The organism is Bifidobacterium commune (genome assembly GCF_900094885.1).
GTDB classification, from domain to species: domain Bacteria; phylum Actinomycetota; class Actinomycetes; order Actinomycetales; family Bifidobacteriaceae; genus Bifidobacterium; species Bifidobacterium commune.
Map to the genome: position 1 here is coordinate 16,059 of NZ_FMBL01000001.1, position 22,205 is coordinate 38,263.

The following is a 22,205-nucleotide window of genomic DNA, read 5'->3' on the forward strand; positions in this document are numbered from 1 at the left end:
GGCGTGCAGCTTTGCCAGAAAATGGCTATCGGCGTTTGTGTGTTTGGTAACTATCGATGTTGATGCGAAGGCTGCGTCGAATCTGGGACGGATGTGTCTGGGGCCGCCCGCCTTGATTGCAGCCAGAAAGTGAGGAGTACGAAACTGAGCGTGAAGACGACGGGAAGCATATGACGCTCGAAATTATTGGCAGGTGCCATAATCATGACTCCCATCAGCAGCAACAGCGGTAGATTCATGACCAGCGTGCGCCAGCGCCGAAGAACGACCTCGGCCGCACCGATCAGCAGTGTGATGATGACATAGGTGTTGCCGTGAATAAGCCAACCGATTATCGGTTTTGAACTCCAATTCTTAACGAAATCAGTCACCGTTTTGCGCCAACCGCTGCACCAGTCGCCAATCCAGTCAGTAAAATTCGGATTCTGCGCGGACGTAACGTAATATGTCATGTCGATGTATGGCTGGTCTTGAATGTCAAAATATCCGTAGCTCTTTGAAATCAATGCGTCCATGGCGATGCGCGGGTTGGCTTTGACGATTTCGAGCCATGCGGAGTTGAAGTTTTTCATATCGGCCTCGGTGACCGTACGCCAGCGATAGCTTACTTTTTTGGCTTGGATGCCCGAAGACTTCACCGGATCCGCATCTTGCTGGGAGTATGCGTCGGCCATTTGATCAAGGTTGAAAATTGGCGCGAGTTTGTCGCGTGCGTCCTGCGGGATGCCGTTCGGATTGAGAGCGGCGACGCGGGCGATTTGTTGTAATTGAACGCCGTGGCTTTCGATCGGGTCACCGGTGATAATCAGGCCGTCGCGTACAGCAAGGTTGAACACGCCCTCAAAAAGGATAAGAGGCAGTAGCATTCCGATAACGTAGGTTTTCCAACGTTTGTTATCGGCAATCAGAGCAACGATTACCTCGAAGGCGACGATGTACATCGCGTATTTCGCTGAAATCAGCATTACCAACGTCGAGAGAATGAGCGCGATTTGCGTACGTTTGCGTACCTGCCGGGCCGGTTTGGTGCACGAGTGTGAAATACGGGAACGGACTTCCGTGGTTTTGTGACTGCGGCTTGCGATTGCAGCGAGGTGTCCGGAATCGGTGGCGGCTGTATGTGTTGTTGCAGTGCTCAGCAGCTCATAGCCGATGCCGAACCACCAAACGAATGCGAATGCGAAAAGTGGTGATTTCGTAAGGCTGATGGTGGAAAACAGAACAAGCGGGCAGGTGAGGAAAAACAGGAGTATACCGAATCGCGGTAGAGCTCCAATGTTGCTTGCCGAACTGGTGGAACGTTGGTGTGATGCCGATTCAGCGGTGCCTGCTGTGTCTTCCGCCGTGTCAATGGCGATGGAGTTGAGCCACGGACAGTTGAAGAAGCGGTTCATGGTGGCCGCCACGCAGAAGGCGGCGAAAAGGAACTGTGATGAGGCGAGTGCGGCCAGACCCCAATCGTTTGAGCCCGTGAAATAGCGCGAGATGGTGCCTACCCCGCCGTAGATGAGTGTGAGGACGATGTTGTGCTGATCTGTTAGATACACTGGGTGATCGGGCCAAAGATAGTGTGCGGTGGGGTAGATGTCCATCGGGACGAACGAGAAGAAGCCGATGTAGGGTTGTTTAAGACCGGTCCACTGATTCCATGCCCAGCTGAACTCGCGGAATTGGTTGTGAATATCCGCCCCGAACGCCGTCACCAGGGTGGTTGGCACCCATAGCCAGCCGATGATAAGAGTCAGCATGATTACCCAGCTGCGATTTGTTATCCTCATCAGGAATAATCGCGAAACCGTTGCGAATCGAGAGATGAATCGTTTCACCGGTTGCCTCGCTGCTTCGCCACGGTGTGCCGGATGACGGGTGCATTTGGGTTTGAACCCGCTGATGCAACGGCGCAGCGAGGAAAGTAGGTTGTGAATCAGATCTGTTAGCTGGCGAGGAAGCAGACGCTGACCACGTGCGAAACGGACGAGTTCGACGACAACAAGGGAATAGATAATGAATGCCCTGGCGAACAGTGCCGCATTGTTCCATGAGAACGAGGTGATTGTGGCTGCGCTCGGATTGTAATAGAACTGCCAGTAGATTGGCCCCAGCGCCGTACAGCCGGCCAGCCAAAGACATGCGGCGATCGCCAGTGCCCAGCGCAATGCGCTGCCAATGGACCCGAAACGGGATGTCTTCGACTTGGGGGCAGTTCCGGCCCGCTCGGTCCGTTGCTCATCCGAACGCGCTTTTGGGCCGTCGGATTGCCGGCCGTCTGCGTTCGAGGGATGGCAATTGCTCATGTTTGGATTCTATCGTGCCGCGTCAACCAAGTCGCAGGTGTCAAAACCGGATTGATGCTTGCTTTTCGATGACCCGCGGATGGGGGTGCGTGCGGAGTTTGAAACGGTTTTCAAACGTGCCTTGTTTCGTTGTTGTGGAGACTTCGGTACTGGCGTACACAAATTTGTAGGGAATGACAACGGCAAGGCGGACGGATTGCGAATACAGTGGTTCGTATGACCAATGAAAGCAGTGATATGACGATGATCCAGCGTATCCGTGATACCGAAACGCAGTATGCCTCGTTTGCGCGGCAGGTAGGTGCGGTAGTGCCCGAACTGTCCAGAACCAAGGCGACAGCCGATGAAACGATTGCGCTGGCTGCTGTCGATTCCACGAATATTCTGGCCAGAACCTTGCTTGCCACCGGTGAATTGCAAGTTGTCGGGGCGAATGGTTGTGCACGGATGGCGGCAATTTGCGCCGATGCGCAGACCGCAGGTCATGGCAGGCTTGGCAGGCAATGGAGCGCTTGGCCGGAGGGAGCCTCATTTTTGGTCACCTATGTTACGGCCTTGCCTCGCCGGTTGGTGACTGATCCGGCGTGCAACGGTTGGTTCACCATCGCGGCCGGTCTCGCTTCGCTTGACGCGCTAAATTCGGTTCTCGCGCAATGTGGAGCGAAACCTTTGGATGGCGCCCATCAATTGGCGCTCAAATGGCCCAATGACATCTTTTGCAATGGTCGTAAGCTTGGCGGTATCTTGGCCGAAGTGGTCGAATTACCCCATGACGGCAATGGCATGGTGGTGGCTTCCGGCGTTTCGGGAGTTTCTGTGGACCCGGATGGTCGTTCGGCTGCTCCATATGCCGTCGATCACGTGCTGTTGGGCGATGAAGGATCGAGCGCAGCAACGCTTTCAGAGTCGATACGCGATTGTGCCCTTGGTGTGATGTTTGGCATCGGCATAAATCTCGACATTGCGCCTGAGCATCTGCCCACGCCGATTTCGACATCACTTCAGTTGCTGTATGGCCCATTGCCGGACCCACCGACAATGCGCGATATGATCGCCGCAAAGTTGACGGAATCGCTGCGCTCGCGACTGGCGATTCTAGTCGATGGGGGTCAAGAGGCCTTCGAGGATTTGCGCGATGAGACCGGCGCTGTTTGCTGGACGTTGGGGCAACAGGTTGAGGTACGGTCCACCGATGGCTCGTCGGTGCGGGGCGAAGCGTTGTCGCTCAACGCCGATGCATCGCTGACTGTGCGGGATGAATCCGGCATCTCCCATGTCGTGAGAACCGGCGATGTCGGAGTGCTAGCGTAGCGGGATGGGTGTTACCCGGCAATTGCCTTCAGTGGTTTGTGGCATCTTGTCGGGAGATTTACTGTGATATCCTTGTTTTCCTTGGAATTCGAACGATTTCTGCTTTTTCTATGAGGTGAGTTTGTATGAATCTACAAAAGGGGTCGGGCGATTTTGTCGATTGCGGGGGTACCGCTCGCTGACATATGGCGATAGGTTGGAACCTATGGTCAACAATGTCAATAAACTGCTGGTCGCGAACCGTGGTGAGATCGCACTTCGGGTCATTCGAACGGCCCATGAGATGGGGATTGCGACCGTAGCGATTTACGCTGAGCAGGACAGGGATGCGCAGTATGTGCAGATGGCCGATGAGGCATATCTGCTCCATGGCGATTCCTACCGTTCCTATATGGATGAGGATCTGATCATCGATGTGCTGCGCCGCAGCGGTGCCGATGCTGTTCATCCCGGTTATGGCTATCTTTCGGAAATCGCGTCGTTCGCCGACAAAGTGATGAAGGCCGGTGCGACATGGATTGGCCCGAGTCCCACGGCTTTGACCGATTTGGGCGACAAGATCACCGCTCGGCGCGTGGCCAAGCGCGCGCACGTTCCTCCGGTACCGGGCATTTCCGAGCCGGTGAGCAACATGCGTGAACTGTTGACGTTCGCACAAATCAATGGTTATCCCGTGATGATGAAGCGTACCGATGGCGGCGGCGGAAAAGGTATCACTCTAATACACGACGATGACGAGTTGCGCAGCTTCTATATGAACCATGACGCGCTTGAAGGCGGCGACCTGGACGAGTACTTCGTCGAGGTGTTCATCGACAAGGCCCGCCATGTCGAAACGCAGTCCGGCCGCGATTCGCATGGCAACTTCACCGTGTACTCGACGCGAGATTGCACCGTGCAGCGTCGCAACCAGAAACTTATCGAGGAAGCTCCGGCACCCTTCCTAACCGACGACGAGCGAGAACAGCTCGAACGCTACTCGCGCAACTTGTTCAGCGCTGTCGATTACATCGGTTTGGGTACTTGCGAGTTCATGGTCACCGAGCAGCACAAGGTCTATTTCCTCGAGGTCAATCCTCGTCTGCAGGTGGAACACACCGTTTCCGAGCAGGTGTGCGGGCTGGACCTTGTGCGTGAGCAGATCAACATCGCCAGAGGCGATGAACTGACCAAGGCCCCGCAAAGCCATGGTCATGCCTTCGAACTGCGCATCACAAGCGAGGATCCGGAAAAGAACCTCACCCCCAGCGGCGGCACGCTCATCCGCCTCGATTGGCCCAGCGGCCCAGGCATCCGCATCGATTCCGGCGTGAAGATCGGCGATGTGGTCTCCCCGAAGTTCGATTCGATGATGGGCAAGCTCGTCGTCACCGCACAGGACCGGCCTACCGCCGTGGCTCGTGTGAGGCGCGCGTTGAAGGAATTCAACCTCGAAGGTGTGCCGACTCCCAAGTCGCTGTTCGAAACGGTGTTCAACGATCAGGAATTCACTGCCGAAGACCATCCTTACAGTGTGTATACCAAGTGGCTTGAGCACAAGTACCTCAACCGCAAGCCCAATGCCGCCGGCAGCGGTCAGCCTGCCTCGATGAGCGGATCGGATGAGCAAATCAGGAAGCAGGAGACCGATTCCTTCGTGATCGAAGTTGACGGCAAGCGCGTCAAACTCACGGTTCCTCGCGATATCGTCGACAACTTCACCGGTTCCGCCCGCGCCCGCGGCGTGCGGCGACCGACTCAGCCTTTGCGTGGTTCCTCGTCGGGAGCCGTGCAGGAACGCACGAAGGGCAACGACGGAAAGTCCGGTGTGATTGATTCGCCCATGCAGGCCATCGTCACCCGTGTCAACGTTGCCGAGGGGCAGGAAGTGAGCAAGGGTGATCTGTTGGCTGTGCTGGAAAGCATGAAGATGGAGAACTACGTCTACACACCTGTCAACGGCACCGTGTGCAAGATTCTCGTCGGGCCTTCCGATTCGGTCGATGCCGGCACCACGTTGATGAATATCGACGTGGAAGGTGCGTCCAACCGCGAAAAATCCGGTGCGAACAACGTGGATGGCAGTGAAAAGAAGTCGCATGATGGCGACTCGCAGACCGCTTCGCTTGCCGATGAAGCTGATGAGAAGGGGAGGGGCTGATGACCGACATCATGACCAGTTCGGCCGTTGAAAAAGCCATCGCCAGCAGCAAACCGCTCGATCAGCAGCCGCTTCGCACCGCTGTCGCGCGCGCGGCCGAGCTGGCACGTGACGCCGAGAGCCTTGCTCGCACGCGCCAGAGCGCCAAAGGAAAATTCACGGCCCGCGAGCGCCTCGATTTGTTGTTCGACACCGGCACGTTCCAGGAGATCGGCCGTTTTTCGGGTGGCAACATCAACAAGGGTGTGGCCGGTTCTGCGGTTATCACCGGTTTCGGTGACGTCTATGGCCGCAAGGTCGCGGTGTACGCACAGGACTTCTCGGTGCGTGGCGGTACGCTGGGCCACGCCGAAGGTGAGAAGATCTGCCACCTGATGGACATGGCACTCGACCTCAGGATTCCTGTCGTCTCGCTGATCGATTCCGGCGGTGCTCGTATTCAAGAAGGCGTAGAGGCGCTTACCCAGTACGGGCACATCTTCCGCAAGACCTGCGAGGCTTCGGGCCTCGTCCCTCAGATTTCGCTTATTTTGGGGCCCTGCGCAGGCGGTGCTGTCTATTGCCCGGCTCTGACCGACTTCATCATCATGACCCGTCAAAACTCCAATATGTTCGTCACGGGTCCGGACGTGATCAAATCCGTCACCGGAGAGGCCATATCCATGGAGGATCTCGGCGGAGGCAGGGTGCACAGCACTGTCTCTGGAGTCGCGCACTATCTGGGTGAGGATGAAGCCGATGCCATCGATTACGCGCGTACGGCGCTTGCTTATTTGCCGTCGAGCTGTGACGAGATGCCGCCGACTTACGCCTATGCGGCCACCCGTGCCGATCGTGCGGTGGCTGAGCGTTTGGGGGATATCGTTCCCGACAACGACCGCCAGCCTTACGACATCAACGAAGTGATTCGCGGCATCGTCGACTACGGTGAGTTCGTGCAGGTGCAGGAGCTGTACGCCAGATGCGCTGTGGTTGGTTTTGCTTGCCTTGATGGACATCCGGTCGGTATTGTAGCGAACCAGCCCAACGAGCAGGCTGGTATTCTCGACGTCGATTCCAGCGAGAAAATCGCCCGGTTCGTTCGTCTTTGCGACGCGTTCAACCTTCCGGTGGTCACCTTGGTGGACACCCCCGGTTACAAGCCGGGCAGTGATCAGGAACACGCCGGCATCATCCGGCGCGGAGCCAAGGTCATCTACGCTTATGCCAACGCACAGGTGCCGATGGTCTCCGTCGTGTTGCGCAAGGCTTTTGGCGGTGCCTACATCGTTATGGGTTCGAAATCGATTGGTGCCGATGTCAATTACGCGTGGCCTTCAAGTCAGATCGCAGTGCTGGGTGCCGCGGGTGCGGTCAACATCATCCATCGCAAGGAGCTGCACAAGGCCAAGGAACGTGGAAAGGACGTTGAGGCGTTGCGCCAGCAATTCGTCGAACAGTATGAGACGGAGACGCTCAACGCAAATCTTTCGCTGGAAACCGGCCAGATCGACGCGATGATCGACCCAGAGCAGACGCGCGACGCCATCGTTGAATCTCTGCGTCTCCTACGCGACAAGAAGCGCGTACGCCGTACTTCGAAGCACCACGGCAACCAGCCTATGTAGCGCTGTCCTTTGATGAGAGCCGGTTTTGCCGGTGGCGCGCAACAAGTTTCATAACCGTATCCATGAGAATTTCAACCAACCAGAGGAAAGACAATGACTGAAACCACTTTCTTTTTGAATCGCCTGAGTGCCGAGCCGCATGCGCTCGTCTTCGGCGGTCAGTCCACGCCGTGGGTCAGTGCCTTGGCGGACGAGTGCACTGACCCGACGCTTGTGCAAAAGCTGAAGGCACACGCTGAGGCTTCGAGCCGTTTGCTTTCGGCGGTCACTCCTGATCTGCTGGCCACCATGGGCGGCACGGTTGATTTGTTCGGCTTTGAAGCCAATTCAGCCAAGCTTGGACCTGCGGCCGAGTCCGCCGCCAGCGTGCCGGGCATTGCCTTGACTCAGCTGGGAGCGCTCATCGACGCAGAGGACCTTGGTTACAGCGTCGCGCAGGCCAATCCGGTTGCCGCTCTTGGTCATTCTCAGGGCATCATCGCAGAGCACATGGTCGAGGCCATCCAGGCGGCCGGGTCCATTGAAGCCGCCGGCGATGCTATTGATGAGATTCTCGCCATCGCGCGCCTGATCGGCGCTGCCGGAACCCGCCAGTCCCGTTTGCTTCCCGTTTCCACCAGATCCGGTGAGGCCACCCCGATGCTTTCGGTGCGCGGCGCGACTAAGCGTCAGATTGAGACGCTGGTCGACCGTGTGGTCAAGCCCCGTGGTCCCATCGCTTTCGCGGTGACCAATGCCTCCGACAACTATGTTCTTTCGGGCCATCCCGAAGATCTTGTCTCCTTCGCGATCGAAGTCGGCAAGGAACATCGTCGTCAGGCCAAGCTGCGCGACGAAAAGGTGCGCGGCGGCGAGGTCTTCGATCCCACGCTTGAATATCTTGAGGTCACCGTTCCCTTCCATTCCCCGCTGATGTCCGATGCCGTCGAATATACCGTCAAGTGGGCGCAGGCGTGCGGTCTGGATGCCGATCGCGCCCGTACATTGGCCAGTGAGGTGTTGGTCAGCCACGTCGATTGGGCCGCTCGTACCGATGCGTTGCTCAAGAGCACCGACCCGACCAAGCTGTGGATCGTGGACATGGGCCCGGGCAACACCGTCGGCAAGCTCGTTGGCGCTCTGGTGCAGGGTACCGGTGTCGGCGTGGTCGAGGCTGACAGTGAAGAGGCTCGAGCCACACTTTCCACCATGGAGCAGGATCCGGCCCGTACGCAGGATTGGCGCAAGTTCGCCCCCAAGGTCATTTCCACCCCCGCAGGTGACAAGATTCGTACGAAGTTCAGTGATCTGACCGGCAAGCCACCCGTGCTGCTTGCGGGCATGACTCCTACAACTGTCAATGCCGATATCGTCGCAGCGGCGGCCAATGCCGGCTATTGGACGGAAATGGCGGGCGGTGGTCAGGTGACCCCTGCCGTATTCGACCGCAACGTCGCCGAGCTCGACAAGCTGCTTGAAGAGGGTCGCACCATTCAGTTCAACGCCATGTTCATGGATCGCTACCTGTGGAACATGCAGTTCGGTCCCGCCGGCATTGTCGCCAAGAAGCGTGCTTCCGGCACTCCGATCGACGGCGTTGTCGTTTCGGCTGGCATCCCCGAGCTGGACGAGGCCAAGCAGTTGGTCAGTGATTTGCGCGCTCAGGGTTTCCCCTACGTTGCTTTCAAGCCGGGCACAGTCGATCAGATTCGCCAGGTTGTGCACATTGCCAAGGCCGTGGCTCCCGTCTGCATCATCATGGAAGTCGAAGGCGGTGCCGCCGGCGGCCATCATTCCTGGGAATCCCTTGATGTGCTGCTGATGGATACCTATGCGGACGTTCGCGCCTGCGACAACCTCGTACTCGTCGCCGGTGGTGGCATCGGTACGCCTGAACGTGCCGCCGATTATATTTCCGGTCAATGGTCGCGTGCCTATGGCAAGCCTGATATGCCTGTCGACGGCGTGCTGATTGGCACCGCTGCAATGACGGCCAAGGAGGCCCATACCAGCCCCGATGTCAAGCGCATGCTGGTCGAGACTCCCGGCATTTCGCCCACACCCGACGATTCCGACCCGTTCGCGCCACTTGGCGAGAACTGGGTTCCGGCCGGGGAGGTAGCTGAGGGCGGCGTGGCCAGTGGCCTGAGCCATCTGCACGCCGACATCTACGAGCTGGAAAACGCATCGGCCCGTTGCGGTCGTCTGCTGGTGCGCGTGATGAAGCACCCAGAGGAACTGGAAAGCCGTCGCGACGAAATCATTGCCGCACTTGACAAGACCTCGCGTCCCTACTTCGGCGACCTTGACAAGATGACCTACGTCGAGTGGGCGCAGCGTTTCGCCGAGCTCTCCTTCCCGTGGGCCGATCCGACCTACGCCGACCGTTTCCTGCACTTGCTGCAGCGTGCTGAATCGCGTGTCTGTGACCAGGAATCCGGCGAGTTCGCTTCGCTGTTCAACTCTCGCGCCGATGTGGAGAACGACCCGCAGGCTGCCATCGAGAAGTTGCGGCGTGTCTACCCGCGTGCCGCCGAAGTCACGGTCACTCCAACCGACGTGGCTTGGTTCCCGACCTTGATTCACGAGTATCACAAGCCGATGCCCTTCGTGCCGCAGATTGACAATGACCTGTTGCGCTGGTGGGGCCAGGACCAGCTCTGGCAGTCCGAAGATTCCCGATATTGCGCCGATTCAGTGCGTGCCATCCCCGGCCCGATTTCTGTGGCCGGCATCACCACCGTTGACGAACCTGTCGGTTCCATCCTTGGCCGCTTCGAGGATGCCGCGCTTGAACGCACCCGCGAACTCAATGGACAGACCGAGCCGAAGCAGGCCTTCGCCGAACTCGATGCCGCGGTCGACGCGGAGGAGTTCATTCGCAAGTGCCCGAACATCTCGTGGGTTGGCCACTTGATGGACAACCCCGCTTTCGGCACCCCGATGGGCGACAAGTACTACGAGATTCGCCATGTGGGCGACGAGGACGGCACGCAGATGTTCGACCTTGATATCCACCTCGATACTTTCTGGGACAACGATCCCGACGGAGGCCTGAGCAAGCACGCCGTTCGTGACATCGTCATCCCGCTCAACGTCCGACCAAGCGAATCCGGCCTCTTCCCGGTGGTCGATCGCGAGCGTCTGCCGCGCCATGTCTACGAAATGCTTGCCGACACGGCCGGCATCGGCAACGTCGCCATCACCGGAGACAAGCTCGAGCACATGCCTGAAATCGTCGAAGCGGATGACAAGCAGGCCTTCCCGTATGGTCAGGCTCATACCAGCTACACGCTTTCCGGCAATCTAGGTTACGACCATGAAGCGGCGACCGCCGGCGACATGCCAGGCTCGCTCAACGCTTCGCGCATCGTGCCTGATGCCTTGGTCGGTCCTGCCTGGCCGGCGATCTACGCCGCACTTGGTTCGGTATACGTCCACGGTTACCCAGTTATCGAAGGCCTGCTCAACGCGGTGCATCTCGATCATCAGATGGAGTTGGAGATCACCGAGGAAGATCTGTTGAGCTATGTTGGTGAAACGGTGAATCTCACCAGCTGGGCCGAAGCCTACGCAGAGTCCGCGTCCGGCCGTGTGGTGACCATTCATGTCACACATACTGCAACGGATGGCACCGTTCTGGCGCACGAGGTCGAACGCTTTGCTGTGCGCGGACGCTCCTATTCCGACGAATTGCCGGTCGATGTGCCTGACTATGGCGACTATCTTGCCTATCGCAAACACGATACCGGTGCCGGAACCCCGTTTGCCGATGGTGAGGGTGCTGAGGAAGACCAGGTCGTGGACACCCCGCGCCGTATGCTTCGCCGGGTCATGTTGACCGCACCGAGCGAGATGACGGCCTTTGCACGTACTTCCGGCGATTTCAACCCGATTCACACTTCGCATCGCGGCGCCGCCGTCTCTGGCCTTAAGGCACCGCTCGTGCACGGCATGTGGCTTTCCGCCGCCGCTCAGCACGTTGTGCAGGCGAGCGACGACAAAGGTGCTCACTACGAGATCGCCGGTTGGACCTACAACATGTACGGTATGGTACAGCTCAACGACGAGGTTGAGATCAGCGTCGAACGTATCGGCAAACTGCGCCACGGCGGTATGACCCTCGAGGTCACCTGCCGTATCGACGGTGGTATCGTCTCTCGCGGCACCGCGGCTGTTCGTGCGCCCCGTTCGGCCTATGTCTACCCGGGCCAGGGCATTCAGCAACAGGGCATGGTGCTCGACGAGCGCGCCAAGTCTGCCGCCGCTCGCGAAACCTGGGAGCGTGCAGACAAGCTCACCCGTGAGAAGCTCGGCTTCTCGATACTGGCCATCGTGCGTGACAACCCGACGACCCTGACCGCCAACGGCGTGACCTATCATCATCCGGACGGACTGCTCAACCTGACGCAGTTCACCCAGGTGGCGCTTGCCACCGTCGCCTATGCTCAGACCTCCCGCCTGCGCGAAGCCGGCAGCGATATCTGGCCCGCCTACTTCGCAGGTCATTCGCTGGGCGAATACAACGCCTTGAGTTCATTCGCCGGCATCATTCCCTTCGAAACGGTGCTTGAGCTGGTGTTCCAGCGCGGCTCTGCGATGAATAGTCTGATCGATCGCGACGAGCAGGGTCGGTCGAACTACCGCATGGCCGCTTTGCGCCCGAATCAGTTCGGTCTGGGTGACGACGGTGTGGATGAGTATGTAAAGTCCGTGAGTGAGGCGAGTGGCGAGTTCCTGCAAATCGTCAACTATAACCTCTCCGGACAGCAGTATGTCATCGCCGGCACGCTCAAGGGTCTTGAGGTTCTGAATGCTGACTGCGCACGCCGTGTCAAGGAATATGGCGGCAAGCCGGCACTGATGTATGTGCCCGGCATTGATGTGCCGTTCCACTCCATGTTGCTGCGCAAGGGCGTTCCCGACTTTCGCGACAAGCTCGACGCATTGTTGCCGGAACATATCGACTATCAGCGTCTAGTCGGTCGTTACATCCCGAATCTGGTAGCCACGCCGTTCGAGATGACCAAGGAATTCGCGCGCAAGATCGTTGATGTCGTACCTTCCACGCGCATTCAGGAGGCACTTTCCGATTCTGGTGTGTGGGATTACTACGCAGCCGACGAACAGAAGCTTGGTCGACTGCTCTTCACCGAGCTTTTGGCTTGGCAGTTCGCATCCCCAGTACGTTGGATTGAGACGCAGGCCATTATGTTCGGCGACCGTGCGCAGGGCGGTCTCGGTGTGGAGAGCTACGTCGAGGTCGGTCTTGGTAATCAGCCGACGCTCGCGAACCTCGCCACGAAGACCTTGCGGCTTCCTGATTTCTCAGGTAGTGAGGTTGCCGTCTACAACCTGGGACGTGACGAGCAGCGTGTCTACATGACCGATTCGGATTCCCTTGCTCAGGAACAAGACGAGGAGTCCGACGGACTTTCCGTTTCCGGTGGAGAGAGAGATGTGGTGAGCCCGAATCGGCAGGAATCAGCTGCGGCGGATATCCAGAATGTCGCTGTTGCGGCTCCGGTTGCGCCCGTTGCGTCCGGCGAGCGTCCGGCCGATTTGTCGTTCAAGGCATCCGACGGCATTGCGATGCTGCTGGCCTATGCGGCGAAGGTGCGTCCCGATCAGATCGGCGAGAGTGACACCACAGACACCTTGACCAACGGCGTTTCTTCGCGTCGTAATCAGCTGCTGATGGACATCAGTTCCGAGCTGGGTGTGGCCTCGGTTGATGGCGCTGCCGAAGCGTCGATCGACGACCTTTATGCCTTGGTCAATAAGGTGGCCCCGAACTATAAGCCGTTCGGTCCAGTGCTTTCCGACATCGTGCGTGACCGCATCCGTGATCTCTTTGGCGCCGCCGGCGTCAAGATGGCCCAGGTTGAGAAGCGCATCACCGACACCTGGCAGCTTGGCCGGGGCTGGGTTGATTGCGTGCTGAGCACTTTGGTGCTAGAGACCCGGGAAGGCACGTCCTCGCGTGGTGACGATCTGGCCGGCCTCGGTAGTGAACAGGTTTCCAATGTCAGCGCCGCAAACACGTTGATTGACGCGGCTGTGCAGAAAGTCGCGGCTGATCATGGCGTGGCCGTCGCGCTGCCCAGCGCCGGTGGTGCAGGTGGTTTGGTGGTTGATTCCGCAGCTCTCGACGCTTTCGCTGCGAAAGTCACCGGAACTGACGGTGTGCTTGCCAAGACTGCGCGCTTCGTTCTCGATGAGCTCGGCATCAAGGCTCCAGTCGCCGATAAGGACGAGGATGAGGATGCCGTCGTGGTTGAGACGGTCAAGGCGGAACTTGGCAGCGATTGGGTTGATCAGGTCGCTCCCCGTTTCGACGAGCGCAAGGCGTTGCTGCTCGACGATCGCTGGGCCACCGCGCGTGAGGATCTCGCCCATCTTTACTACAACCATGATCAGACGGTCACGTCGCTGAGCTTTGTCGGTGCAGGTCCCGAAGTCGCCAACCAGGCTGAATGGTTCGCTTCCAAGTCCGAGGCGGATGGCGATGTGATCACGGCCTCCGCTTTCAACCGCATCGCGGTCGAGGCGCGTTCCGATTCCAAGGCCAACCAGAAGGCGTCCCGCTTCTGCGATGATGTCGCCGTTGTCACTGGTGTGGCTCCCAACTCCATCGCTGGACAGGTCGTTGAAGGGCTCCTGGCCGGAGGTGCGACGGTAATCGCCACTTCCCACAGTTTCAAGGATTCCGTGAAGGCTTGGGCGAAGCAGGCCTATCGCGAGCATGCAGTGGGCGAGGCCAAGCTGTGGCTGGTGCCGGCAAACCTTTCGAGCTACCGTGACGTCGATGCGCTGGTCAAGTGGGTCGGCACAGTGAGCAAGAAAACCACCGGTGCTACCACCACGATTCTCAAGCCGGCCTATGAGCCGAGCCTGTTCTTCCCGTTCGCGGCTCCTCCAGTGCATGGCACGATGGCTGATTCCGGCGAACTCTTCGAGTCGCAGGCGCGCCTGATGCTCTGGGGTGTCGAACGTGCAATCACCGGATTTGCGGCCATCGGCGGTGACACCGACGTGCAGCACAAGCTTCATGTCATCCTGCCCGGTTCCCCGAACCGAGGTGTGTTCGGCGGCGACGGAGCATACGGCGAGGTCAAGTCTTCGTTCGACGCCATCGTCACCCGTGCCCGTGCAGAAAAGGATTGGTCCGGCAGGGTCACTTTCGCTCACCCGCTGATTGGTTGGGTGCGCGGCACAAGCCTCATGGGCGGCAACGACCCGCTGGTCGATGTGGTCGAACGTCACGGCATTCGTACCTATTCCACTGCTGAAATCTCTCAGCAACTGCTGGATATGGCAGACACGGAAGCCCGCAAGAAGGCTGAACGGGCCCCGCTTTGCGCCGATTTGACCGGCGGGCTTGGCAGCGAACCCATCGATATCGCCGCCTTGCGGGCCGAGGCCGAAGCCGACAAGGCCAACTCAGCTGCGGCGGACATGGGCCACTCCGCCGAAACCGACAGTGCAAAGAAAGGCAAGATGACGCTTATCAAGGCGCTGCCTACTCCGAACCCGCCACGCCAGGCAGCAGTGAACTTCGCCGACTGGCAGAACGTCACCGCCGAACCTGAAGACCAGATTGTCATCGTCTCCATCGGTGAGCTGGGACCGTGGGGCTCAGGTCGTACCCGTGCCGAGGCTGAGCTGGGCATTCATTCCAACGGCAGCGTCGATCTGTCCGCCGGTGCGGTGCTCGAACTGGCCTGGAACATGGGCCTGGTCACTTGGCAGGACAGCCCGAATGCCGGATGGTATGACGTCGACGGCAACCTAGTGCCCGAAGAGGATATCGCCGAGCGCTATCACGACGAGGTCGTGGCGCGTTCCGGCCTGCGTCCCTTCGAGAACGGCATGGGAAGCGGCGACTATCAGGACGATACGGCCAGCGGTGAGGTTGAGATCTATCTCGACCACGAGGTGACCTTCAACGTGCCGAACGAGGAAATCGCCCAGCAATATGTCGTCATGGACTCCGAACACACCCTTGTGGTCCAGGACGAGGAATCCGGCGAGTGGAGCGTCGCCCGCCAGCCCGGTTCAATGATTCGCGTGCCCAAGCGCTTCGCGATGACCCGTACCGTGGGCGGTCAGTTCCCCAAGGGCTTCGATCCGGTCAGGTGGGGCATTCCTGCCTCCATGCTCGGTGAGGTCGATGAGATTGCGCTCTGGAACATCGTCACCACGGTTGATGCCTACCTTTCGGCCGGCTTCACGCCTTCCGAGGTCTTGCAGACGGTTCATCCCTCGATGGTCGCCTCCACCCAGGGCACCGGTTTCGGCGGTATGGCCAGCATGCGCAAGCTCTACCTCGACCGCTTCCTGGGGCATGAAATTCCGACTGACATTTTGCAGGAAGCCCTGCCGAACGTCGTTGCCGCGCATGTGATGCAGTCCTACATAGGAGGTTATGGCAACATGGTCCAGCCGGTTTCGGCCTGCGCCACGGCTGCGGTTTCGCTTGAGGAAGGCGTCGATAAGATCGCTCTGGGTAAGGCCGACTTCGTGGTCACCGGTGCAATCGACGACATCGGCGTAGATTCGGTGATCGGTTTCGGCAACATGGGTGCCACCGCTGATGCGAACGTCATGTATGGCAAAGGTATTTCCGACCGCTTCTTCTCTCGTTCCAACGATCGTCGCCGCGATGGCTTCGTTGAGAGTGAGGGCGGCGGCACGATCTTGGTCACCCGTGGTGACATTGCGTTGAAGATGGGCCTGCCGGTGGCGGCTGTAGTAGGTTATGTTCACAGCTTCGCAGACGGTGCGCATACCTCCATTCCGGCGCCCGGACTCGGAGCGTTGGCTGCGGCTCAAGGTGGCAAGAATTCTCAGCTGGTCCGTCAGCTGGCTGCACTCGGCGTCACCCCGGACGATATCGCCGTGGTCTCTAAGCACGATACCTCCACCAACGCCAACGATTCGAACGAATCCGAGCTACACAACTCCGTCCAGCATGCCATTGGGCGCAACGATGGCAATCCGCTGTTCGTCATCTCCCAAAAGAGCTTGACTGGACATGCGATGGGCGGCGCCGCAATCTTCCAGATCGATGGCATCACGCAGTTGTTCAAGTCCGGCGTCATCCCTGCCAACGCAGCGCTTGACTGCGTTGATCCGAAGATGCGCAAGGACGACCACATGGTCTGGCTGCGCAAGCCACTGAACATCGGTTCTGTCAAGGCCGGCTTGGTCACCTCGCTCGGTTTCGGCCATGTTTCGGGCTTCGTCGCCCTCGTGCATCCGGGTGCCTTCGAAGCGGCCGTTGCCAACGAGTACGGCCAAAACGCGCTGAACGAATGGCGTAAGCGAGCCAACGAACGTTTGGCCCGAGGCGAGCGCAGGCGTCTGCTGGGCATGATGGGCGAGGCGCCTCTCTACGAGGAGGTCGACAACCGTCGCTTCCACGAAGACAGCAAGTCCTACAACGCCCACGACGTAGAAAAGGCCATGCTTCTCAACCCGGACGCCCGCCTAACTGCCGACGGCTACTTCGAGTAAGGGGTAGCTTGTTACACCCCCTCGTGGGATGGGCTAACAGGTTGGTCGTTCGAATCTGTGCCGACCCTGCCAATCATGTTGTTGGCAGGGTCGGCACATGTATAATGTATATGGGAGTCGTGTGTTCATGGTGGTTCGCAACAATTGGTCCTGCAACGCTTTCGTTTTGTGGTGCAGCACTCTGCATATTTCTTCTCGGCCCGATAGCATGAACGGTATGGCGATGGATGAATCTGCGGCTTGATACTCAGTCGGCATGAACGAGGAGAATACAATGCCCCCTAATTCGTATGCAGCGGTACTCGGGCTGGGGCATGACGTTGTGGATGTTGGCGGGTTTGCAGCGCAGCTCGATCAGCCGGGATCTCGTATGAGGAGACTGTTTTCGGCGAGGGAGCTGCGACAGTCCGCGATGCGTGCCAATGCCAAGCACGATGATGAGGCGGCGCATCTGGCGGTCCGTTGGGCAGGGAAGGAAGCAGTGCTCAAGGCATGGTGCGAGGCGCTGGGGGAGCGGGCGAATCCGTACACTCTGGATGATTTCCCTTGGTCGGAGGTGGAAATCCTTGACGATTCGCACTCGCGGCCGCATGTGATGCTGAGTGCGCAGTGTGATGCGATGCTGCGGGAGTCGTTGTGCGTGTTGACTTCGCACGAAGTGAAACCGGCAAGGAGGGAGCGTTCTGTTACGAATGCGAGCATATCGGTCGATGAGAAGGGGTCGGAAACATTTTCTGAGGGTTCTATCGTCGGTGATCGGGTCACTGCTTTCGATGCATCGTTGCGTTGGCATATCTCGTTGAGTCACGATGGCACGATTGCCTCTGCCGTTGTGATTCTGGTATGTGTCGGGGCTTAGCTGAACCGGTTGAGCGCCGTTGCGTTTGTGTCCTGTGGTGAAAACCGTGAATCTTCATCCGGACGGCGAAAAGAAAAATCAGTATGCTAGAATTTTGATTACCTACCGGTCGGTAACTAAGTGGTTACGGAGATCGATTCGGGAGTAAGCCAAACGAACATAGACATGTCGCGCATAGCTCAGAGATGAGCCGTCGCGAAGTATGGAAAGGTTGCAGCATGACCAATCAAGTGACAAGCGCCAAGGAGCTCAGTGTTGAGCAGCAGGCCGCGTTGACCAGCGGTACCAATCCGTGGAGCATCGGCAAGGTCGAGGAAAAGGGACTGCCGAACTACACGATCACCGATGGTCCTCACGGACTTCGCAAGGCCAAGAACCTCGATGGCATGGATGTCGATAAGGCCGTTCCGGCCACGTGTTTCCCGCCGGCTGCCGGCATGGCTTCGAGCTGGAACCCGGGTCTGGTGCGCGAGACCGGCGAAGCAATGGCTGAGGAATGTATCCAGGAACAGGTCGCCGTCATTCTCGGCCCCGGTATCAACATCAAGCGCAATCCTCTGGGCGGCCGTTGCTTCGAGTTCTGGAGCGAGGATCCGTATCTGGCCGGACATGAGGCGGTCGGCGAGGTCGAGGGCATTCAGTCGAAGGGTATCGGCACATCCCTGAAGCACTTCGCAGTGAACAATCAGGAGACCGACCGCATGCGTGTAAGCGCCAACGTTTCTCAGCGTGCGCTTCGTGAGATTTATCTGCCAGCCTTCGAGCACATCATTAAAACCGCCCAGCCTTGGACCGTCATGTGTGCCTACAACAAGGTCAACGATGTGTACGCTTCTCAGAACAAGTGGCTGCTGACCGACGTCCTGCGCGATGAGTGGGGCTTCGAGGGCATCGTGATGTCAGACTGGGGTGCGGTGCATAATCGTGCTGCCGCTCTGAACGCCGGCCTGAATCTTGAAATGCCGCCGACCAATACCGATGACGAGGTAGTGCATGCAGTGCGTGATGGCGAGCTCAAGCCGCAGCAGCTTGAGAAAATGGCTCAGGGCATGATTGATCTCGTCACGAAGACGCGACCGGCGATGGAGAAGGGCCAGGCCGGCTACCGTTACGATATCGACGCTCACGACGATGTCGCTCGTCGCGCCGCTCATGAGGCCATGGTGCTTTTGAAGAACGAAGATGGCCTGTTGCCGGTGAAGCCCGGTACCAAGCTGGCCGTAATCGGCGAATTCGCACGCACCCCGCGCTATCAGGGCGCCGGATCATCGCTGATCAACCCGAACAAGCTCACCAGCTTCCTTGACGCGTTGAACGAGCGCGGCATCGAGGCGGACTTCGCGCCTGGTTTCACGCTTGACGACGCCGATCAGGATCAGTCGCTCACCGATGAGGCCGTGAAGACCGCCGCTGGTGCCGAGACTGTGCTGCTGTTCCTCGGTCTGCCGGCCGCCGCAGAATCCGAAGGTTTCGATCGCACCACGCTCGATATCCCGGCCAAGCAGGTTGAGTTGCTCAAGGCCGTTGCCGCTGCGAACAAGAACGTTGTGGTCATTCTTTCCAACGGTTCCTCGGTTTCCATGCCGTGGGTTGACGACGCCAAGTCGGTTCTCGAGGCATGGTTGCTCGGACAGGCCGGTGGTGCCGCAACCGCCGATGTCGTCTTCGGTGACGTCAACCCGTCCGGCAAGCTCGCGCAGACCATTGTTGATGATTTGAGCAACGATCCGACCATGCTGAACTGGCCGGGTGAGGAAGGCCATGTCGAGTACGGCGAAGGCATTTTTGTTGGCTACCGTTACTACGACACTTTCGACAAGCCCGTAACCTACCCATTCGGTTATGGTCTGTCCTACACCAACTTCGAGGTATCCGGTGCGAAGGCAGAGAAGACCGGTCCGCAGTCCGCACGCGTTACCGCCACGGTGAAGAACACAGGTTCCGTTGCCGGCGCCGAAGTGGTGCAGTTCTACGTTGCCCCGCCGAAGGTGGCTGTCGCCCGACCGGTTCACGAGCTTAAGGGCTTCGAGAAGGTCTATCTTGAGTCCGGCGAATCCAAGGAGATCTCCATCGATTTTGATTTCCGTGCGTTCGCCTACTGGTCCGAGCGCTTTGAGGGTTGGAAGGTCGAGGCCGGCCGATACGGGATCGAGGTCGCCACGTCTTCCCGCGACATCGCGGACACCGTCTTCGTTGATCTCGAGGACGATGGCAAAGCTGCGAATCTCACCGAATGGTCCACACTCAAGGAATGGAAGGAAGACCCTGTCGGCGGTCCGATCGTCGATAAAGTCGTTGCCGATCTCGACAAGCGCTTCGGACGCAACATCATGCCTGACAGCCAGCTGGCGGTGATGTTCCTCAACAGCTGTGTGGTCGGTGGCATGTCGATGCTGCTGGGTGTCGATGTCGGTCAGGCTCTTCGTGAAGAACTGTTGGCAGAGTACGCCAAGGTCACCAAGTAAGGACCTGAAGTAATCGAGCCATGTCGTCCGTGTTCGTTGCGGGTGGCGTGGCTCGTTCCATGCCTCGTGTATACTGGCCTTATCGCTGCGTTGGCAGACGACACGCGGATGTAGCTCAATGGTAGAGCCTCAGTCTTCCAAACTGATTACGCGGGTTCGATTCCCGTCATCCGCTCCACTCCGCAGGGTCGCGGAAACGTTGAGATTCCAAGCAAAACAGACTGCAAACAATGGCCTTTCCCGACATCCGCTATCAATAGACAATATGCCTACTTTCGGCCACAATAGGCTACTTTAGATCAAGATAAGCTACACCGTAGGTCATAAAACGAGCCTTTTTGGCTGCGACGAGTGTGACCGGTTACATCTTTGGCTACACCTATATTTGAAGGAACTTGGTATTAGGATGAGTCCCGTTTGAGACGCTCGCGAACTGAGCGTGCGACGTGGCAGACAGGCAGGTGCGGAGGAAACATGACGGATGATGAGAGCAATGCAAGTCCCGAATCCACCAACGGCGTGTCTCGGGACGATGCTTTTTCGAGCAATCCGAATGAGGTTGTCGAAATCATTGAAGGTAAGGTCGAGAAAGTCAGCGTTTCCAAGCATCCCGAGGCTTCGATTCCCCGGACCGAACTTTCTTTGGCGGATATCAAGCGCAGTCAGTCTCATCCGATGCGTTGGGTGGTCTATCTCATTGTTCTGCTGGCCGCCATCATCGCCCCGTATTGGCTCGGTCGTGTTCTGGCCGTGGAACGCACCGCGCAAGTGGTGAAGATTCTTAGTCATTTCTCACCGCAGGGTGTGGCCCTTATTTCCTGGACCGTTACCGTTTTCGCCCTTGCCACTTTCGCGCTTTCATTCGTGGAGTCGCATGCGTGGCTTTGGCGAAATCTGTTCCTGCTTTCGTTGGCGTTGGGGCAGCTCATCGGTGGTGTGAGCCTTCTAAAGTTCCGCTTCTGGTATTCGACCTACGTGGTTTACAATTCCTCTTCGGTACTTGTGAATGCCGCCAATCTGGGCATTATCGCGGCGTTGCTGGCCGCAGGCCTTTATGCGGCGCTGTTCGTCGGGCTGCTCATCGGCGTCAAGAAGGATTCGCCTCTGAACATCCTGACTCGCAGCTGGGTCTCGTTCCTCATGTTCTTCATCGTCGAGGCAATAGCTTTGCTGATCGTTCTTTTCACCAACCTCATTATCGCGTTCTAACGCGGTTGATCGCACGTAATCTGCCTCGATTGACTTGTGTTCATGAGATGCAAAGTGTGACGCAGTGGTTTGTGTGATAACTCCTGTTTTGTATCGCGATGGCGGCGAGGATTAGGGTATTGAGCTCGCATTTTCGCCGATTCCTCATTATTGCCAACGTTCCGAGCATGTGTGGTTGTGTTCATCCTTACCCATTAGTACAATTGGGCTTGGCGTGGATTCGCCCGCGGATAGAGAGCGCTCCGGCACAGGGCCGACAGCACCGCGCAGCAACCAGAGGAGGATGCCGTGGCACTTACGGCTGAGCAAAAGAACGAAATTATCACGCAGTACGCGACGCACGAGGGCGATACGGGATCTCCCGAGGTTCAGGTCGCGCTGCTGAGCAAGCGTATCTCCGATTTGACCGAGCATCTCAAGACCCACCAGCACGATCACCACTCCCGTCGTGGTCTGCTTTTGATGGTCGGTGATCGTCGTCGTCTTCTCGATTACCTGAAGAAGGTCGACATCAACCGTTACCGCTCTTTGGTCGAGCGTCTTGGTCTTCGTCGATAACTGTTGTATGCCCGGGCCCAGCGCTCGGGCTTTTTCAGATGTCGAGAATGAGAGAGTATGGCGGTGGCCCGCCTGAAACATATTCGCGTGTGAAGAAAACCGACGGTCCTAAGGTGAGGACCGATAATTGAAAAGATCTGAGTGGATTTCGGTGTGATTTGCCGAAGACGTCACTTCAGACTGAGAAGTGAAATCGGCATGACGGCGTGGATGCTGTGTGGCTGGGTATGCCACACGGGAGTGCAACCGGGCAATATTGATTGC

The 22,205-nt window shown here is 58.2% G+C and carries 8 protein-coding genes, 1 tRNA gene and 2 pseudogenes; 10 read left to right on the plus strand and 1 reads right to left on the minus strand.

Annotation, left to right across the window (positions count from 1 at the left end; all coding sequences use genetic code 11):
* Positions 1-50 precede the first annotated feature (50 nt).
* Positions 51-2,294, minus strand: coding sequence for a DUF6020 family protein (locus tag GA0061077_RS00070; RefSeq protein ID WP_091846930.1), 2,244 nt, complete (start codon positions 2,292-2,294; stop codon positions 51-53).
* 216 nt (positions 2,295-2,510) lie between these two features.
* Here GA0061077_RS00070 and GA0061077_RS00075 point away from each other — a divergent pair, with 216 nt between their 5' ends.
* The 10 genes and pseudogenes from GA0061077_RS00075 (at position 2,511) to rpsO (ending at position 21,941) form a co-directional block, all read left to right on the plus strand.
* Positions 2,511-3,605 (plus strand): biotin--[acetyl-CoA-carboxylase] ligase, encoded by a 1,095-nt coding sequence (locus GA0061077_RS00075; protein ID WP_091846931.1) that lies wholly within the window; start codon positions 2,511-2,513, stop codon positions 3,603-3,605.
* Positions 3,606-3,810: 205 nt separating this feature from the next.
* Entirely contained in the window at positions 3,811-5,745 is a 1,935-nt protein-coding gene (locus GA0061077_RS00080) for an acetyl/propionyl/methylcrotonyl-CoA carboxylase subunit alpha (RefSeq protein ID WP_091846932.1), read from the plus strand.
* 11 nt (positions 5,746-5,756) lie between these two features.
* Positions 5,757-7,352: an acyl-CoA carboxylase subunit beta gene (locus GA0061077_RS00085; protein ID WP_375773989.1), complete on the plus strand. Its 1,596-nt coding sequence runs from the start codon at positions 5,757-5,759 to the stop codon at positions 7,350-7,352.
* 93 nt (positions 7,353-7,445) lie between these two features.
* A pseudogene (locus tag GA0061077_RS07175) lies at positions 7,446-12,738 on the plus strand (fatty acid synthase subunit beta domain-containing protein); the annotation flags it as partial.
* 149 nt (positions 12,739-12,887) lie between these two features.
* Positions 12,888-16,850: pseudogene (locus GA0061077_RS07180) on the plus strand (beta-ketoacyl synthase N-terminal-like domain-containing protein); the annotation flags it as partial.
* A 256-nt stretch (positions 16,851-17,106) separates the two neighbouring features.
* The gene (locus tag GA0061077_RS00095; protein WP_234696431.1) at positions 17,107-17,709 is read left to right on the plus strand and encodes a holo-ACP synthase; all 603 of its coding nucleotides are present in this window, start codon (positions 17,107-17,109) and stop codon (positions 17,707-17,709) included.
* Positions 17,710-17,927: 218 nt separating this feature from the next.
* Entirely contained in the window at positions 17,928-20,174 is a 2,247-nt protein-coding gene (locus GA0061077_RS00100; protein ID WP_091846936.1) for an exo-alpha-(1->6)-L-arabinopyranosidase, read from the plus strand.
* Positions 20,175-20,278: 104 nt separating this feature from the next.
* A tRNA-Gly gene (locus GA0061077_RS00105) sits at positions 20,279-20,352 on the plus strand.
* A 296-nt stretch (positions 20,353-20,648) separates the two neighbouring features.
* Positions 20,649-21,383 (plus strand): hypothetical protein, encoded by a 735-nt coding sequence (locus GA0061077_RS00110; RefSeq protein WP_234696432.1) that lies wholly within the window; start codon positions 20,649-20,651, stop codon positions 21,381-21,383.
* 288 nt (positions 21,384-21,671) lie between these two features.
* Complete coding sequence (gene rpsO, locus GA0061077_RS00120; protein WP_091846937.1) at positions 21,672-21,941, plus strand: 30S ribosomal protein S15; 270 nt, start codon at positions 21,672-21,674, stop codon at positions 21,939-21,941.
* The last annotated feature ends 264 nt before the right edge of the window (positions 21,942-22,205 follow it).

Coding starts and splice junctions, on each gene's coding strand:
- GA0061077_RS00080 (WP_091846932.1), top strand. CDS start 3,811: ATGGTCAACAATGTCAATAAACTGCTGGTCGCGAACCGTGGTGAGATC.
- GA0061077_RS00070 (WP_091846930.1), bottom strand. CDS start 2,294: ATGAGCAATTGCCATCCCTCGAACGCAGACGGCCGGCAATCCGACGGC.
- GA0061077_RS00095 (WP_234696431.1), top strand. CDS start 17,107: ATGAACGAGGAGAATACAATGCCCCCTAATTCGTATGCAGCGGTACTC.
- GA0061077_RS00085 (WP_375773989.1), top strand. CDS start 5,757: ATGACCAGTTCGGCCGTTGAAAAAGCCATCGCCAGCAGCAAACCGCTC.
- GA0061077_RS00110 (WP_234696432.1), top strand. CDS start 20,649: ATGACGGATGATGAGAGCAATGCAAGTCCCGAATCCACCAACGGCGTG.
- GA0061077_RS00075 (WP_091846931.1), top strand. CDS start 2,511: ATGACCAATGAAAGCAGTGATATGACGATGATCCAGCGTATCCGTGAT.
- GA0061077_RS00100 (WP_091846936.1), top strand. CDS start 17,928: ATGACCAATCAAGTGACAAGCGCCAAGGAGCTCAGTGTTGAGCAGCAG.